11 protein-coding genes are annotated in these 16,226 nt (G+C 45.5%); 3 read left to right on the top strand and 8 right to left on the bottom strand.

Annotated elements, in window-relative coordinates; translation table 11 throughout:
- Window positions 1–137 precede the first annotated feature (137 nt).
- Window positions 138–743 carry an SGNH/GDSL hydrolase family protein gene (locus J2Z66_RS22800; RefSeq protein ID WP_245375762.1) on the bottom strand — a complete coding sequence of 202 codons (606 nt, stop codon included), beginning with the start codon at window positions 741–743 and terminating at the stop codon, window positions 138–140.
- Window positions 744–758: 15 nt separating this feature from the next.
- Complete coding sequence (locus tag J2Z66_RS22795) at window positions 759–5,945, bottom strand: S-layer homology domain-containing protein (RefSeq protein WP_245375770.1); 5,187 nt, start codon at window positions 5,943–5,945, stop codon at window positions 759–761.
- A 312-nt stretch (window positions 5,946–6,257) separates the two neighbouring features.
- Between J2Z66_RS22795 and J2Z66_RS22790 the strand changes: the two genes are divergently transcribed.
- Entirely contained in the window at window positions 6,258–7,259 is a 1,002-nt protein-coding gene (locus J2Z66_RS22790) for an NADP-dependent oxidoreductase (RefSeq protein WP_209974698.1), read from the top strand.
- Between the two features lie 117 nt (window positions 7,260–7,376).
- Here the strand turns inward: J2Z66_RS22790 and J2Z66_RS22785 are convergent, their stop codons facing one another.
- Complete coding sequence (locus tag J2Z66_RS22785; protein ID WP_209974696.1) at window positions 7,377–9,503, bottom strand: transglycosylase domain-containing protein; 2,127 nt, start codon at window positions 9,501–9,503, stop codon at window positions 7,377–7,379.
- 141 nt (window positions 9,504–9,644) lie between these two features.
- Here J2Z66_RS22785 and J2Z66_RS22780 point away from each other — a divergent pair, with 141 nt between their 5' ends.
- The gene (locus J2Z66_RS22780) at window positions 9,645–10,025 is read left to right on the top strand and encodes an Ig-like domain-containing protein (RefSeq protein ID WP_209974695.1); all 381 of its coding nucleotides are present in this window, start codon (window positions 9,645–9,647) and stop codon (window positions 10,023–10,025) included.
- On the opposite strand, the gene J2Z66_RS22775 is transcribed toward J2Z66_RS22780, so the two are convergent.
- Window positions 10,022–10,432, bottom strand: a complete 411-nt coding sequence (locus J2Z66_RS22775; RefSeq protein ID WP_312894720.1) for a MerR family transcriptional regulator — start codon at window positions 10,430–10,432, stop codon at window positions 10,022–10,024. The two genes, J2Z66_RS22780 and J2Z66_RS22775, sit on opposite strands and share 4 nt — an antisense overlap.
- A gap of 148 nt (window positions 10,433–10,580) precedes the next feature.
- On the opposite strand from J2Z66_RS22775, the gene J2Z66_RS22770 reads away from it, so the two are divergent.
- On the top strand, window positions 10,581–11,498 hold the full coding sequence (locus tag J2Z66_RS22770) for an aldo/keto reductase (RefSeq protein WP_209974693.1): 918 nt from the start codon (window positions 10,581–10,583) through the stop codon (window positions 11,496–11,498).
- A gap of 192 nt (window positions 11,499–11,690) precedes the next feature.
- On the opposite strand, the gene J2Z66_RS22765 is transcribed toward J2Z66_RS22770, so the two are convergent.
- The 4 genes from J2Z66_RS22765 to J2Z66_RS22750 form a co-directional block, all read right to left on the bottom strand.
- Window positions 11,691–12,716 carry a mannonate dehydratase gene (locus J2Z66_RS22765; RefSeq protein ID WP_209974692.1) on the bottom strand — a complete coding sequence of 342 codons (1,026 nt, stop codon included), beginning with the start codon at window positions 12,714–12,716 and terminating at the stop codon, window positions 11,691–11,693.
- 2 nt (window positions 12,717–12,718) lie between these two features.
- Complete coding sequence (locus J2Z66_RS22760; RefSeq protein ID WP_209974690.1) at window positions 12,719–13,750, bottom strand: mannonate dehydratase; 1,032 nt, start codon at window positions 13,748–13,750, stop codon at window positions 12,719–12,721.
- A 47-nt stretch (window positions 13,751–13,797) separates the two neighbouring features.
- Complete coding sequence (locus J2Z66_RS22755; protein ID WP_209974688.1) at window positions 13,798–14,655, bottom strand: NAD-dependent epimerase/dehydratase family protein; 858 nt, start codon at window positions 14,653–14,655, stop codon at window positions 13,798–13,800.
- 146 nt (window positions 14,656–14,801) lie between these two features.
- Entirely contained in the window at window positions 14,802–16,178 is a 1,377-nt protein-coding gene (locus tag J2Z66_RS22750; RefSeq protein WP_209974686.1) for an extracellular solute-binding protein, read from the bottom strand.
- Window positions 16,179–16,226: the final 48 nt, after the last annotated feature.

Below are 16,226 nucleotides of genomic sequence, written 5' to 3'. Positions count from 1 at the left end.
TCCGAGACACATGATGATAGCAACAATTTCTCAATTTCTCAGCAGTTCGGACAAGGGCTAACGACTCTATAGTCTCACAATACCATCGGTTCGTCTATGTATTTTTGCTGTGAAATCGGATGTGCTTTTATGTGTTTTTATTGTGCGAACCCGCAAGCCTTCAACCAGTTGAGAGCCATTAACAAATTCCCTGTCGAATTCATGTGAACTTGATCCACGGTTAGCGTTTTCCCGCGTTGCTCCCTTAAGTATGCCGTAAATGACTGAAACTGAGGCACGAGAATGGCCTCGAATTCCGCTGCGACTTCCCTTATTATTCGATTATAGGGAAGAAGACGTTCATTCTTCCCGTCGTTCGAATCTTCGGATAGGATCGTCGTTTCCATTAATATCAAGGATGACCCCGTTTTGCTTTTTGTTTCAAGCAATAATTCCCTGTAGGTATCCCTGAAATCATCACAGCTGACGTTTTTCCATTCATCATTTATGCCAATAGATACTGACAGCCAGTCCGGCCTTAACTCGATTATATCTTCATTCCAGCGCGCCTTTAGATCCAATATCGTCTCACCGCTTATCCCCCGGTTCTCTACCTGCAAAGAGATCTCCGGACGTACGATGGATAAGTAATCCCGAATGACGCGTACATATCCGCCTCCCATATTTTCAGGATCATCTTTCCTGCCGCAATCGGTAATGCTGTCGCCAATAAATACGATCTTCTGTCCTTCGTGCAGCAACATGTGCCATCGCCCCCTTTATTTATTCAATAGATTGTAAACGAGTTGGGCAGCTTCTGCACGCGTTGCCTTGCTCTGAGGAGCGAACAAGTTACTTCCTCTTCCTTGCACCAAGTTCGCTTCTCCGGCAGCAGCAACATACGGTAGTGCCCATCCCGGAATATCATGCGCATCGGCATAACTAACTGTCGCCATCGACTTTGGCTGAATGCCGGCCGAACGCACGATCATCACGACCATTTCCGCTCGGCTTATTAATTTGTCTGGAGCAAACTGATTTACGCTTATCCCTGAAGTGATCCCGGCTTTGACTGCTGCTGCAACACTATCTGCATACCATGCATCCGTTTTTACGTCGATGAACGTATTGTTCGCACCGCCGGATTCCAGGTTTAAAGCATTCGCCAATAAAGTTACGAATTCTGCTCTCGTCATTTTTCCTTCAGGGTCAAATCTCGACTCATCCACACCATTGACAATATGCTTCGCTGCCAGTATTTGAAGCACCCGCTTCGCCCAGTAATCATCCTTCACATCGCTGAAAGTTCTGTTATACTCCATAACCGAGTATACGCTAAGATGCTGTAGCGTTACCTTCACTTGATTCATGACCTCATCGATTTCACCGCCGGCATATTCCCATTGCTTCTTCGTCTTATCGAAATAGTAAATACCGAGAAGCTTCTGATCGACTTGACCGGAATCATAAGGCAGAGATAATGTAATGCCGCCTAAGACTATACCGGTTGCGATTTCACGATTATCCGCAGTCTTGAGTTTTACTTCGAAATCATAAACTTCACCCGCGATTTTCACCGTAGCTTTGCTGCCGCTGGCAGGCGCGTTTAATATAGCAGAATCGGTAATAGGGCTCATGGTCACTTCAATCACAGAACCAGCGGTAAAGCCTGATTGTTCTCTGAGATTATCCAGCGACTCTTGACTTACGGTAATCGACACTTTACCAAGGTGCACCTGAAGCGGATAATTCCCGATTTCCGATAAGAGGACAACAGCTTTTGATTGACCTTTCTCCAACTTCACTTGAGCAGCCCCGTCCTTAATCTCTACCTTGGAGCGAACGTTGCCGGCTTGGCTTCCAGAGCTTCCGCTTCCAGAACTTCCGCTACCTGACCCATCCACTTCCTCGCCTAAAGCAACGATAGCTACTTCGTTAGAAGGACCGCTTTCGCCATATGCATCGTAGGCTTCCGCAATAAAGTAATAGGTCATTCCCTTTGTCAGCCCAGATACAGTATGATGGGTCACGCTTCCCGCATCAATCTTGCTCGAATACAGTCCGCTTGCTGTACCGTACTTAATGGTATAACCTGCTGCTCCGGCTACCGCTCCCCAACTTAATCGCGCCTCTCCATTACCGGCTATCGCGCTAATCGTTGGCGTTTCAAATATCTGTTTGCCAAGAATGAAATATCCATATTGAATCGGGGCTTTTCCCGCGCCGATCCCACTGTTGTATTCAATCCATCCGTTTCGGGCATCTCCGTTGTTCGAGTTGATGAAGCTTCCATCACTATAATTGGCAAGTAAAGAGATCCCCAAGACGGAACCGTCTTTAACTGAAATTCCTCCCGGGATGATTTCGCCCCAAGGAATGCTTAATTCGTAACTCGTAGACTTCGTCACATCGTCTCTGGAAATCTCCATTTCGCCTGCGGTAAACTCACCTGCTGCTTTGCCAGCAATGGCATTGTAACGATACCCGACGGCCTGGCCTTCATCCGTTAATCCAAATGCGAATTCCGTATATCCTTTGCTTCCCGGAACAGCTCCTCTATCGGGATCAATGGCGATCTGAATGCTGGAGCCTTTCCACAAATCAGCTGCATTCGTGATCGGCAAACGGTGTACGCCTTCCCTAACCTTTATTGCGATATACAAATTGTCGTCATCCCATCGGGTATGCCCTGAAGCATTTAACCTTTGCGGAGACCACTGATCAGTGAAGGTGCTCTCAATACTTTTCACCTGGGCTCTCTGATTCATGACAAATTCGGGCTTACCCCATTCTTGAATTGAGCCGTCAATCATCGGTTTAGATTGTGTGAATAAGCTGCGCAAGGCGGCTACTTGTTTGTATACTTTAATCCGTCTCGACTCGGTAACACTCCCCGTCATATCGTAAACCTTGTATTGCAAAGTATGCTCACCATTGCTTAAGCCCTTTATGGTATAGGCATATGGCGATGCCGTCATTTCCTGTATCAATCTATCATCCACATACAGCTCTACTTTTTGAATGGGTTGTATTCCCGCAATATAAGGCATAGTCGGTAAATCGACAACATTTAATTGATAACCATCGCGAAAGGCTACGAAATCAACAATCTTCGGTTGCCCGGTTTCCGGGACAGTTGGTCCGGTTGTTAGATGGACAGCCTCTGAAGCAGCCCCTACATTTCCGCTCCGATCTTCCGCTTCTACCTTGTAATAATACGTCGTGTTTGGCTTTGCTTCTTCCCTGTCAATAAAAGATGTCGTAGCGGACTCCCCCACCATATTGGAATAGGCTGGCGTGAATGCCGCGTCTTCACTTCTATAGATGTTATAATGCAGTATCCCGTTTCCTTGATCTTCTCCCGCCGACCAGGATAACTCCGCGTAACCGTCAAGCGTTGCGGTAACTTGATTGACTGTGGAAGGACTCGATTCATCAATCGGCAGCACTTGGGTATTGCCCTCAAACCCTGTACCCTGTTGCCATGACGCAAGACCCGTATATGTTGTTCCATGATAAATCGAGCTAAATGCTAGCGCTTCATTAGCGACATAATTATGATCAATAACATCAAAGTTCGTATTTGGAGCAATATCGAAAACATTGAAGTTCGTTATTCCTCTTGCAATCGCAATGTGATTATCATAAATCTTATTTCCCGTCCACGTTCCATGGGGATTAGAAGCACTGTTAATCGCGGCCGTGTTGTCTATGTCTACAATGATCATATTATTTGCGACATCCAGATCATGCTCCCCTGATGAGAGGTCGGGTCTTCCCGTAAAATTACCGAGCGCGATTTGACCATTCCCGTTCGCTTGCTGCCCTTGATTGCCTCTGACTTTGTTATTCCATATTTTTGTGCCGTAATTACTCATTGTCGTTATTCCGTTGCCTTTGTTATCATGCGAGTAATTATACTGCACGGTGATATTGTCGCAGTGCCAATCCACATTGACCCCTGATCCGTCATAACCCGATCCCGCGTCCTTCATGTTATAAACTTCATTAAATTTAATTACGGAATCCCGAGAGGTGATGATCCATAAGCCTCCAGGCCCCCAAGTGTCCACGCCGAGACCTCCGTCATGAACAACATTTCTTTCTATAACGGAATTATGAGCATTTTGCAGTACAATTCCTTGACTGGCAGTATGGTGCACGTAATTTCCGCTGATTTTAAAATTTCCATAAAGCACCTGGGAGCGCAATTCCTCGCTTTTCACGGGATCCCATCCAGAAGTGGTTATTCCATACCACCCTACATGATGGATTTCATTATTACTAATCGAAACGCCGGTGACTACCTCTTTGTTGTCCGTTCCCGGAACCCATGCCGAAATCATAATTCCGTTGCTATTACTGTTGTAATTAGCGCTGTATACTTCATTCTCTTCAATCCGAAGATTTTCATATCGCTGCGCATTATCATAAATAACGTTAATTCCTACTGTTATATTGCTCCACGACAACGTTGAAGATGTTAAGATGTTAACGGCTAACCCCTTAATCGTCCAGTGGCTCAAATTATATCCAGTGACAACACTTCCACCATTCGGAGCATTCCACGAGATGACAGGCTTATCGCCTGAACCATAAGAAGAAACAGTAATCGGATATTCCTTCGAGCCGGAGCCCTTCAAAACAAGCGGTTCATTCCATGCATCGCCAGATTTCAAGAGGATGGAATCGCCTGCACGGAAAGTCGAAATATTGATTTTATTAAGAGTTTTCCATGCGCGTTCAGCGCTTAAGCCATCGTTGGCATCATCGCCAGTGCTGGAACTAACATAGTAAGCGGAATGACCTTCCGAATTAACAGGCGCTAATACCTTTTGTACCTCGATATTATCGAAGTCCGCAGCTGCCTGCGACATATTCAAAGCAATCTTTCCGGTTGCAAACGATTTGTCTTCTACAGACAGTAGTTTTACGCCGTTAATGTAAAAGTCGATGTATTTCCCCCCTGCTACACCTTTGAATGTGTAGGACTTGCCATTTTCCATGCTGAAGGCCGCTTCTGAAAGCGCTGTCTCTACTCCGTTCACTACTTTGATAATCTGGATTTTCCCAGCTTCCATATACTGTAGAGCATATCTGTTAAGACTATCCTGATATCTCAGGCTTAAGCCAACCGTTCCATCCTCGCTTATGGCTGTCGGCATAACTTGAGCTTGCACGGAGTAATCAGCCCATGTGCTATTCCCTGTATGGGAAAAACCGCCGCTGCTCTCCGTTTGCGAATAAACTTGATTAGCAGACAGATCCGTCACAGCAACATCATCGAATTGCGCCGATGAAGCCCATGAGGCGAGAGCTACCTTACCGGATGAAAAATAACCGTTATCGTCCGTAGTCTCTATAACCAAATCACCATCTTTAAATACACGGATTTGATTCCCTGTCACATCAATTTTCAAGTGAACAAACCTTGAGACATCAAGAGAAGGACCATCATATGCCTTTAACCATTCTTGAGCGCTGCCGTTCTGTTTCATCAACCTGATGTACGATTCACTCATGTACAAATAGTAAAAGTGTTGGTTATCCTGATGCCGAAACTCCAGCATCGCTCCAGTACCGCTGATCAGCTTCACATCCGCTTCAAAGGAGTAATCTGTCCAAGCATTGCTCCCTGCAATTAGCTCTGCTCCCCCGTTGATGGAACTCTGTTGATAGACTTTAGACGATTCGCCTTGTACGCTAGACCATTCGCCCCCGGTATTAGTCCACCCTGCAGCACTTCCATTCTCGAATTCATCAGAAAATAAAATTCCTCCCGTACTATTAACGGCAGCCCAGGTTCCGCTTTCAGGGGTCCAGGCTGCAGCTTCGCCACTTTCAAAATTGTCAAAGAAAATTGTGCTTTCATCTGCTTGAGCATAAGAAGTATTCGTTCCCATTGGCCAGCTCGTCGTCAACAACATAACCATCATCACAACTAGAAAAACTCGATTCCAGATCATTTTTTTCACTTTAGTAACCCCCTGTGATTGGATCCCCCTCATAACATCATTATCCTATCACTCCTCCAGCTCCAATAACATGTACTTATCTTTGGAACTGCTATGTGTTTTGGTGGCATTTTGTAGAAAACTACTATGTCCTGACTCCGCAAACCATTAGAACAACTCAAATCTTTAATTGCGGCTATTGAAGCTCATTATAAATCTTTGCATCCTTCAATAAAATAAGATATATTCTTTGTATTATTGGTCCATATGTTTAAACGTATAAGTTTCTATATTTAACGAATACCCCTAATTGGAGTGATATAAATGAAGGCTATGACTATTGAGAGATACGGAAAAAAAGTTCCCTTAATAATGACTGAAAGACCAATGCCTACTATCGGGGAACATGATGTGCTAGTAGAAATTTATGCAGCCAGCTTAAATCCTATCGACTTTAAAATAAAGGAAGGAAATGTAAAATTACTACTTAAGTATGAGTTCCCTTTAATTTTGGGCAATGATTTTTCTGGGGTAGTAATCAAGGTTGGTAAACGCGTGAACGCATTTAAACCTGGTGATGAAATTTACGGAAGACCGCGCAAAGACAGGATCGGAACATTAGCTGAATATATGGCTATTCATGAAGAAGATATTTCTCTGAAGCCACGGAATCTAAGCTTTGAAGAAGCGGCATCCATACCACTGGTCGGACTTACAACATACCAAGCCTTTTACGATATTTTGAAACTTCAAAAAGGGCAAAAGATTTTGATTCATGCTGGATCAGGTGGCGTAGGCACTTTCGCTATTCAACTAGCCAAATTGATGGGCGCTTATGTTGCCACTACTGCAAGTGATCAAGGTTATGAATTGGTCAAATCACTGGGTGCCGATCAAATCATTAATTATAAAAAAGAGAATTTTGAAGAACTGCTTAAGGGATATGACGCTGTGTACGATACTTTAGGAGGAGCAGCCTTGGAAAAATCATTCCAAGTACTGAAACCAAACGGAAAAATAGTATCCATCTCCGGCCTACCCAACTCCCGATTTGGTAAAGAAGCAAAATTAGGTTGGTTGAAGACGGCCATTCTATCCATTGTGAGCCGCAAGATCACAAAGCTCGAGAAGAAAAGCCGCACGAGTTATCACTTCCTCTTCATGAAACCAAGCGGAGCACAATTAAAGGTAATAAAAAAGTTTATTGAAGAAGGTCACATCATTCCCGTTATTGATAAAGTGCTTAATTTTAAAGATACGGGGCAAGCATTTGATTACCTTGAAAGCGGAAGGGCTAAAGGAAAGGTAGTCATTAAAATAAAGTAATCCCGCCTAGCCGATCGCGCGGGACTGTAATTTCCACCTCTCCATACTCGATGAATCGTCTGTTTGCCTTAGCCGTTGTGAGAGCATAGTCGTTATTTATTCCTCTTTTCTCCCTTTTCATTCTTTATTATCTTTACCCTGCTTATCTTTCTTATCTTTCTTATCTTTCTTATCCTTCTTATCGTTTTTATCTTTCTTATCTTTCTTATCCTTTTCATCCTTTTCATCTTTTTTATCTTTTTTCCCCTTATCCCCTTTCATATTTTCTTTAGGGACATTCCCTTTATTTATTTGCCTAGTCGCAGGACTATTAAACTCGGATACTGGAACACCCTTTAAGGCCAATGACATCATCTCTTTGAAGATTAAAGCCGGATATCGTCCACCTGATGTGGTTAAGTAATGCTTGCTATCCGTATTGTCATAACCAAGCCAAACCGCCCCAACCAATTCTGGCGTGTAACCGACAAACCAAGCATCTTTAGAACCTTCAGTAATCCCTGCGAACTGTTTATTCTGCGGAAGCTGTGTCGTCCCCGTCTTTCCTGCCACCGGACGATTCATTGCCGCGTTCTTTCCTGTTCCTTCCCGGACAACATCGAGCAACAGCTCTGTCATTGCATAAGCATTATCTGGTAACATAACCGAAACCGATTGAAGCTTAGCTTCAGCTAAAACTTGTCCATCTGTCGTAGTGATTCTGGTTATTGTATGCGCCGGAACCTTTGTCCCTAGATTAGGAAAAACACTGTAGGCTTGCGCCAATTGAAGTGGGGATAGCCCTTGCGACAGTCCACCCAGCGCCAAACTTAAGTTATTATCTTCTTCACTTAGCGGTATATCGAGCTTCTCAACAAACGCTTTTCCAGTTTGCAGGCCGATCTCGTTCAATAACCAAACTGCTGGAATATTCCTCGAATGAATAACTGCATCTCGAAGCGATACCTGCCCTAAAGTTCTGTGATCTGCATTATTAGGCTTATAACCCTTAATATCTAACGGACCATCGTACAGTATCGATTTCGCATCGTAGCCCTTTTCCAAAGCAGGTCCGTAGACCATCAACGGTTTGAATGCCGAACCTGGTTGTCTTACAAGCTGTGTCGCATGATTGAAGCCGCGAAATACATGTTCGCCCCGTTGCCCCACGATTCCGCGAATTCCTCCAGTAGAAGGATCCATAATAACTGCTCCACTCTGTACGAGTTGATCGGGGGCGCTTTCGGGAAACAGAGAATCATTACGATACGTATTTTCCATCGCACTCTGAACGACTGGGTCTAGTTCTGTGTAGATGAGAAGATTTCCTGCTAACAACTGGCGCTCAGTAAATCCATATAATTCAATGGCTTCATCAATCACTTCATCTGTATATGAAGCATATTGACCCAGCAAATAATTTTGCTGTTCCGAAGGAGCTTCCTTAAGTACCTGAACGGGCTCAACTATCGCTTGGTTATACTCAACTTTCGAAATGAAACCTTCATCTCGCATTAAGCTGAGTACAAGATCCCTTCGCTCCAACGCGAGTTCCTTATTCTTAAGCGGAGAATAACGACTGGGAGCTTTCGGCAATGCGGCTAATAAGGCGGATTCGGACAACGTCAAGTCCTTCGTATCTTTGCCGAAATACCGCTTAGCGGCTCTCTGTATTCCCCATTGACCTTCTCCAAAGTAAATTTGATTCAAGTACATTTCAAGAATCTGGTCTTTATTATAAGCAGATTCGATCTTGAGGGCATAGGCTGCTTCCGTCAGCTTTCGTGAGAACGTTTTTTCACCCGTTAAAAAAATGTTTTTGGCGAGCTGCTGAGTAATCGTGCTTCCTCCCTGTGCAGCGCCACCTTCCTTCACATTGCGGAACATAGCTCGAATGATGCCGAAAGCGTCCACTCCAGTATGATCGAAATACCGCTTATCCTCGACGGCGACGATGGCTTGCTGCATATGTAGCGGAATTTGGTCGAGCGATATAGAGTCGATTTTAACGGAACTCATCTGGGAGCTCGGCTCCCCATTCCTATCTATCAATAGAGTCGGGGCTAACGTTGGAACTACAAGCTTCTCAATATCAAGAGAACTTATCCAGTAGGCCCCGATAGCCACAAGCGACAAAAGTCCCAGCAGGATTCCAATGATCAAAATCCGAAATCTCACTAGAAATTTATAGAAGCCGGAGAACGCCGCCACTGTGGACGCTCTGCGATTATTGCCTTGTTCCTTAAGTAATGTTTGTTCTTTCATTAGATGTCTCCTACTGTGGTAAAACGTATCATAATCAAAAAAAAATAGTTTTCAAGTCTATAATAATAATGGAAAAAAATCGCCTTCTAGTCAAATGAAGATTTTCCCAAAACCTCAGCAAACCGGGAAAGTGAGCGGATATTGCCGAAATTAAAGTTGAACATCGAAGATATCGACAAAACGTCCGTTAGCAGCGTCAAGCTTGACAAGAAAACGATTACGCTGTCGCCCGGGAAAAGCGAGCAGCTGCGCGCAACGGTCATGCCTGCCAATGCGGCCAATCTGAAGGTCACCTGGAGCAGGGACAACAGCCAGGTCGCCGAAGTGGATGCCAGCGGCAACGTTACCGGCAAAGCCCCCGGCTTTGCCAAAATAACGGTGACGACGGAAAACGGAGGCTTCTCCGACGTCAGCATGGGGACCGTTGTTCCGGAGCGTGCGCCAGCTTCCCCTGATATTGCCGGACATCTTACCTCGGCGGAAAGCACAGTCGCCCGCTCCTTGGAGGCTTTCCGAAACTAAGCCATTGTGCTGGAAACTTCGTTATCGCGAGCTTGTTCCTTCATATATTGTTCATGCTGCGATGTGAAATGCTCGATTTTCACCGACACTTTCTCCAAATGCTTGCCCATTTCCTGAATTTGGATTTCGACGTTCTTTTTGTGCTCGAGCAGCATCTCGCAGCGCTGTTTCAGCGTTGTTTTGCCTTGTGCGCTAAGATCGACAAAGCTTTTGATCTGCTTGATGGACATGCCGGTTTTTTTGAGACAGGTGATTAATCCGAGCCATTCCAGATCGTTCTCGGAATAATGACGAATTCCCCCTTTACCTCTGCTGATATGATGAAGCAAGCCTTCCTTCTCATAATAACGCAGTACATGTGCGCTCATTTTTGTTTTTTCCGCTACTTGTTTGATCGTAAATCCCACGACAGCTTCCTCCCGAAAAAATTGTGCTTTGTCTATTGACTTAGAGTTAACGTTAAGGTCTATCATAGTAATGTATCGAATCATTCGTAGGCTGTCAATCTCACTTGATTTTAAAAAATTATAGCCGATATAAGGAGGAGCTGTGGAAATGAGAACTATACCACTGGGACAAACAAATTTGCAGGTACCCGTCATTGCGGTTGGCTGCATGCGAATCAAAGCATTGGACAAGCAGGAGGCGGAACGCTTCATCCAGACCTCGCTTGATCTGGGTGCCAATTTCTTCGATCATGCAGACATGTATGGGGATGGCGTTTGTGAGGAAATATTTGCAGACGCGATCCATATGAATGAATCCGTGCGCGAGAAGGTGCTGCTGCAGTCCAAATGCGGTATTCGTAAAGGCGCGTTCGATTTCTCTAAATCACATATCCTGGAATCGGTGGACGGAATCTTGAAGCGTCTCAAAACCGATTATCTGGATGTGCTGCTGCTGCACCGCCCGGACGCACTGGTAGAGCCGGAGGAAGTTGCGGAGGCGTTCGAACAGCTCCACAGCAGCGGCAAGGTGCGTCATTTCGGCGTTTCCAATCAAAATCCGATGCAGATTCAACTGCTGCAAAAATTCGTCAAGCAGCCGATCGCAGCGAATCAATTGCAGCTTAGCATCACCAACTCCAACATGATCTCGCAGGGTCTTCATGTCAATATGCTGGACGATTCCGCTGTGAATCGCGATGGCAGCATATTAGATTTCTGCCGGTTGAACGATATTACAATTCAGCCCTGGTCGCCTTTCCAATACGGATTTTTCGAAGGCGTGTTTCTGGATAACGAGAAGTTTCCAAAGCTGAACGCCAAGATCGACGAGATTGCGGCCAAATACGAAGTGAGCAATACGACGATCGCAATTGCATGGCTGCTCCGTCATCCGTCCCATATGCAGCCTGTGACCGGAACGATGAATATAGAGCGCCTGAAAGACTGCGCCAAAGCTGCTGACATTCGACTCACCCGGGAAGAATGGTATGAAATTTACATGGCCGCAGGGAACATTTTGCCGTAACCGAACCCCTAAGCTGCCTACGCCGCTCATTCTCCTTCGGGGGATGGGCGGTTCTTTTTTATCGAGGTGATTTATTCAGGGGATCAAAAGCGAAGGAAGCAGAAAGAATACAACGCCCAGGCAGCCCGACCCTCTGACTTTGTAGGGCGGGCCGCTTGCCATAGACCTGGGATTCTCCCCAAACCACTCTCATTACTTAAGCTCTGTCATTTCTATCAATCCTTGCAAATAACCAATCGCATGTGCCCTAGAACGATGCTGCCAAGCTGAATCATTCACGATCACGGGCACGTGGTCAGTTGACATAAATCCGCTAAACCCGTTCCGTTTCAGCATCAGCATCACTTCCGCGGGGTTGTAATTCCCTTCGCCCAAGAAGCATTCCTGGAAGTTAGGCACCGTCCCCTGGACATCACGGAAATGAACGTAAAGAATTTTACCAAGCGGACCAAAATACTCGATCATTTGCTTGACGCTGGATGCTCCTCCCGGCATTTCTGAACAGCACCCCAGACACAAATCAAGCCCCCATGCGTCACTATCTGCGATTTCCATCGCTCTTTTGAAATTTTCGAATTTATAAAATAATCTGCCGATCCCGCCAAGCTCAGGAACCGGAGGATCGTCCGGATGCAAGGCGAGCTTAACCCCCGCTTCTTCCGCAACCGGAATAATCGCCTTGATGAAATAGGTATAGTTATCCCACATTTCTTCCTCGGAGATGAATCGGTTAGGGCCCTCATCCTCAAGCCGTTGAACCGTGATATCCGGATCGGCTGCAGCAGCGTCTATGCCTGCCTTAGGTTGATACTTCATCGCCAATTCCATATCGAATGAAGTTACGATGGCTCCACCGCGACCTGTTTTACGAGGCGTGCGCCAGACGGAATTCGGCATAAAGTGATAGCCCAGTATCGGAATGCCGGCGCGTCCCATATTTCTGATCGTCGTTTTGTAGTGCTCAATCTGCTCGTCTCTTCCTTCAATCCCAAGCATCGGCTTTAAATACCAATCAAAGGGTGTATTCTCGATCGCCTCTAATTTCATGCCATATTTCTCGCATTCCAAGCGCAGCGCAAGCAAATCTTCATATTCCCATTGGGCGGTACCCGGTAGAACGGGCCTGTTCAACTGGCAGCTGTTGATGCCGAGCTGTTTGCCAAACTTCATCGTTTCTTCGGAAATTTCCGTAAATTGACCGATTACCACTCTCATCATTGTTAGTTCTCCTCCAACGCAGCAATAATTCCTTGTAAATACCCCGATTGATGGGCATGAGAGCGATGACCCCAGGGGCTGTCATAGTCCGTCCATGGCACGTGATCATCAATCATAAATCCGTCAAACCCGACCTTCTTCAGTGCCTTCATAGCTTCTACCGGATTCAAATTTCCGTCGCCCAGAAAACACTCATTGAACCGGGGAACGGTACCCTGCACATCCCTGAAGTGTACGTAAACGATTTTACCTCTGGACCCGAAGTAATCGATCATATGGTAAACCGTATCGACTCCGCCGATCATCGAAGAACTGGTACCGAGGCAAAGATCCAGTCCCCAGGCGTCGCTATCCGCAATATGCATCGCCCTCTGTAAATGCTCTGCATTCCAGAATAGCCGTGATATGCCGCCTACTCTTGGTACAGGAGGATCATCGGGATGCAGCGCCAGCTTGACCCCTGCTTCTTCCGCAACAGGTACAACCGCTTTAATAAAATACGTATAATTCGCCCACATCTCTTCCTCGCTTATGGGGCTTTTCACTATCGAATCCAGTACATTGTTGTAGGGATCCCGGGCAATCACAAGATTGCCCTGGCGGTTCGTTTCCTCTACATGCACCTTGTCTAAATCGAATCCCATCCCGCTGGCTCCGCCTCGAAGCGGAACGGTATACGAGGTTCGCCACGTTCCATCCGCCATGAAATGATGTCCAAGAATAGGAATTCCTGCCTTACCCATATTTCGGATGATCGTCTGGTAATTACGAATTTGCTCATCCCTGCCGTCCAGGCCAAGCATAATTTTATACATAAAGCTCATCGGCACATTTTCAATAGCTTCAAGAGTTAGCCCGTAGGCTTCACAACGCTGGCGCAATTGCAGAAGATCGTCGTACTCCCAACAATTTTCTCCGGGAAGGGCAGGTGTATTTAATTGAATACTGTCAAATCCTAGCTGTTTGGCGAATTTAGCCTGCTCATCGGAAACTGTGCTGAATTGACCAAGAGCTACTCTTAGTTTTCCTGTCATTTTTATTGCTCCTCCACTCTATCGTATTCAACTTGCATCCAATCCTATCAACATGGATCACGCCAATTGTGGACAATCTCCCATCCCAAAATATGCTTTGCCTTTTCATTGCTGTAAAGAGCTTCGAATCCGCTGAATGGTGTTCTAATATCCGTTACATCTGGAAAAAACCGCTCCATTAGCTCTTGTGTTCGTATATTGCTGCATGTGTCATTTGCTGTAATGTTCAACGCCATATAACCTAAACCGCTTTTCTCCAAGGCTAATACACAAGCGTTCGCTGCATCCCGAATATCAATGTAACTCCATAAAATTCTTCTCAGTTCTTCAGGCTTGTTCAGACAATTGAGAAAGTATGCGTATATGTCCGGCGTGCTTACTGTCGATAAGCGTAATGAAACAACCTGCATCCCTGTCCGGCGAAAAAATGATTCTCCCGTGATTTCGTTGACAGCCTTCGATATACCATAATCATCATGCGGGATTAGAGGATGCAGCTCGTCAACAGGCACATACAGCGGAGACAACGATCTGTGAGCCCACGGAAATCCATATGCAGATTCGCTTGATGCGAGCACCACTTTTTGGAATTCAAGCTTGCATGCCGCTTCAAGCACATTGTAGGTACTTACCGCATTATTCGAAAATAGAACATGCGGTTCAACGATTCCCGGGGATGGAATAGCTGCCATATGAATTAGCGCGTCGCACCCGGCCATCGCATGCTCAACTTCATGATAATTGTTCAAGTCCAAAATTTTAGTGACGACCTTGTTCCTCTTCGGTACAGCATCTTGACGCTCTTTTATGTCCAAGACCGTTACTTCGTAATCTTTTTCCAATAGATGATTTACAATTTGTGCGCCAAGATTTCCATTACCGCCTGTAACTGCAATTCTTTTCATTGGGTCAAATCTCCCTCCATCCTGTGCGACCCTATATGTTCAGAGAAAAAACATCCATGCCCTCATTACCTAAAGATTCAGGCAATGAAAGGGCATGAAGGCTGCATGGTTCAAATGTATTCTGCTGTGCAGTGCAGTTCCTTTATTTACCAGCCTAACCCTTGGCGAACTTCAAGCGTTTTCTTGTTCCAAGCCTCAGCAAGCGGGATTAAGCTTTCAGGCTCGTTCGGTCCAAATACAACTTGCATGACTGCTGTCCATGGATTCTCTGCAGATGCAGGAATCTTATGCGCATTAGATACGCAGCATGCAAATTTGAACGTATCCACTACAGCATCAATATTTTTCCCTTTCCACATCGGCGTTTCGTTGTAATAAGCCACTACCTCATCATCCATAACCGAGGCGTTGGATCCCCGATCGATTTTCCATTTCTGGGCCTCAAGCTCAAATTGATAACTGATCCATTTATACGCTGCATCTTTATGCTTTGACGCGGATGCAATTCCGAAGGCGCCAACCATGCCGAAAGTATTCTGCTGTACCTTCCCTTTAGGGAACGGCAATATGTCCCAATTAAATTTAGCATCCTTCTGTAATGTAGGAAGCACCCAGTCCCCTACCACATCGAACAACGACTTGCCGGCCAGGAAATCATTAGCCGCATTTAATCCGAGTTCAGCAGCTTTCTGATCGCTTGCTATGGATCCATCCTTGGTGACAAACTCCTTCAACCATTTTACATCCTCTAATACAGCCGGCGTATTTAAGAGCGATTGTGTCAAATCTGCATTCATAAACTCGAGATTAGCGGCATGGCCATTGGCTGCGGATACTGCAGACAGAAAATACATGGCTATCAATGAAGGGTTGTAGGCCACTCCAAAGTCTCCATCCGCCGAATTGGTTGCCTTCTTCGCCATGGCACGAAAATCATCCAAAGACCAGTCGTTTGCCGGCATTTCCATTCCATTCTTCTTAAGAATGTCTTTATTCACAACCACCCATGTCGATACGTAAGTGAAAGGTGATGCATAGCGTTTACCGCCAATTTCAAATGTTTCAAGGAACCCGTCTGCGAATTTTTTAGTTTTAAGGGTTTCATCGTTATCCATATAAGGCTTCAAATCAGCTAACATATCATCCTTGACGAATGGGGCCAACTCGTCCATCCAGATCACATCGATCGGTGTGCCAGCTGCTTCAGCCGCAATGGCCGTCTCTATAATCGAACCGGTTGGAAAAACAGATTCAATGGTAATCCACGGGTACTTCTGACTGAACTTGCTGAACAGTTCTTTGTACGTGTCGTCCCATGTAAGGATTCTGATCGTAACGGGATCCTGATTTTCTTGTGCTGCGGTTGTTTCCGTTGGCGTGTCCGTCTGTGCCCCGCTTGGTGTTTCCGAAACAGCTTCTTGTGTTTCCTTTACGTCATTGCTTCCGCTCTTCGTACACCCGCTTAACACAAGCACAACAATCATCATAATTGCCATTACATTCATGAATAGTGATTTTCTCATTGCCATCGCTCCTTATCTTTTCAAGAAACATACTTTGTAAACCCTATC

Source organism: Paenibacillus eucommiae (assembly GCF_017874215.1).
Taxonomy (GTDB): domain Bacteria; phylum Bacillota; class Bacilli; order Paenibacillales; family NBRC-103111; genus Paenibacillus_AI; species Paenibacillus_AI eucommiae.
The sequence above is the reverse complement of the archived record's forward strand: the minus strand, read 5'-3'. Positions and strand labels throughout refer to the sequence as shown.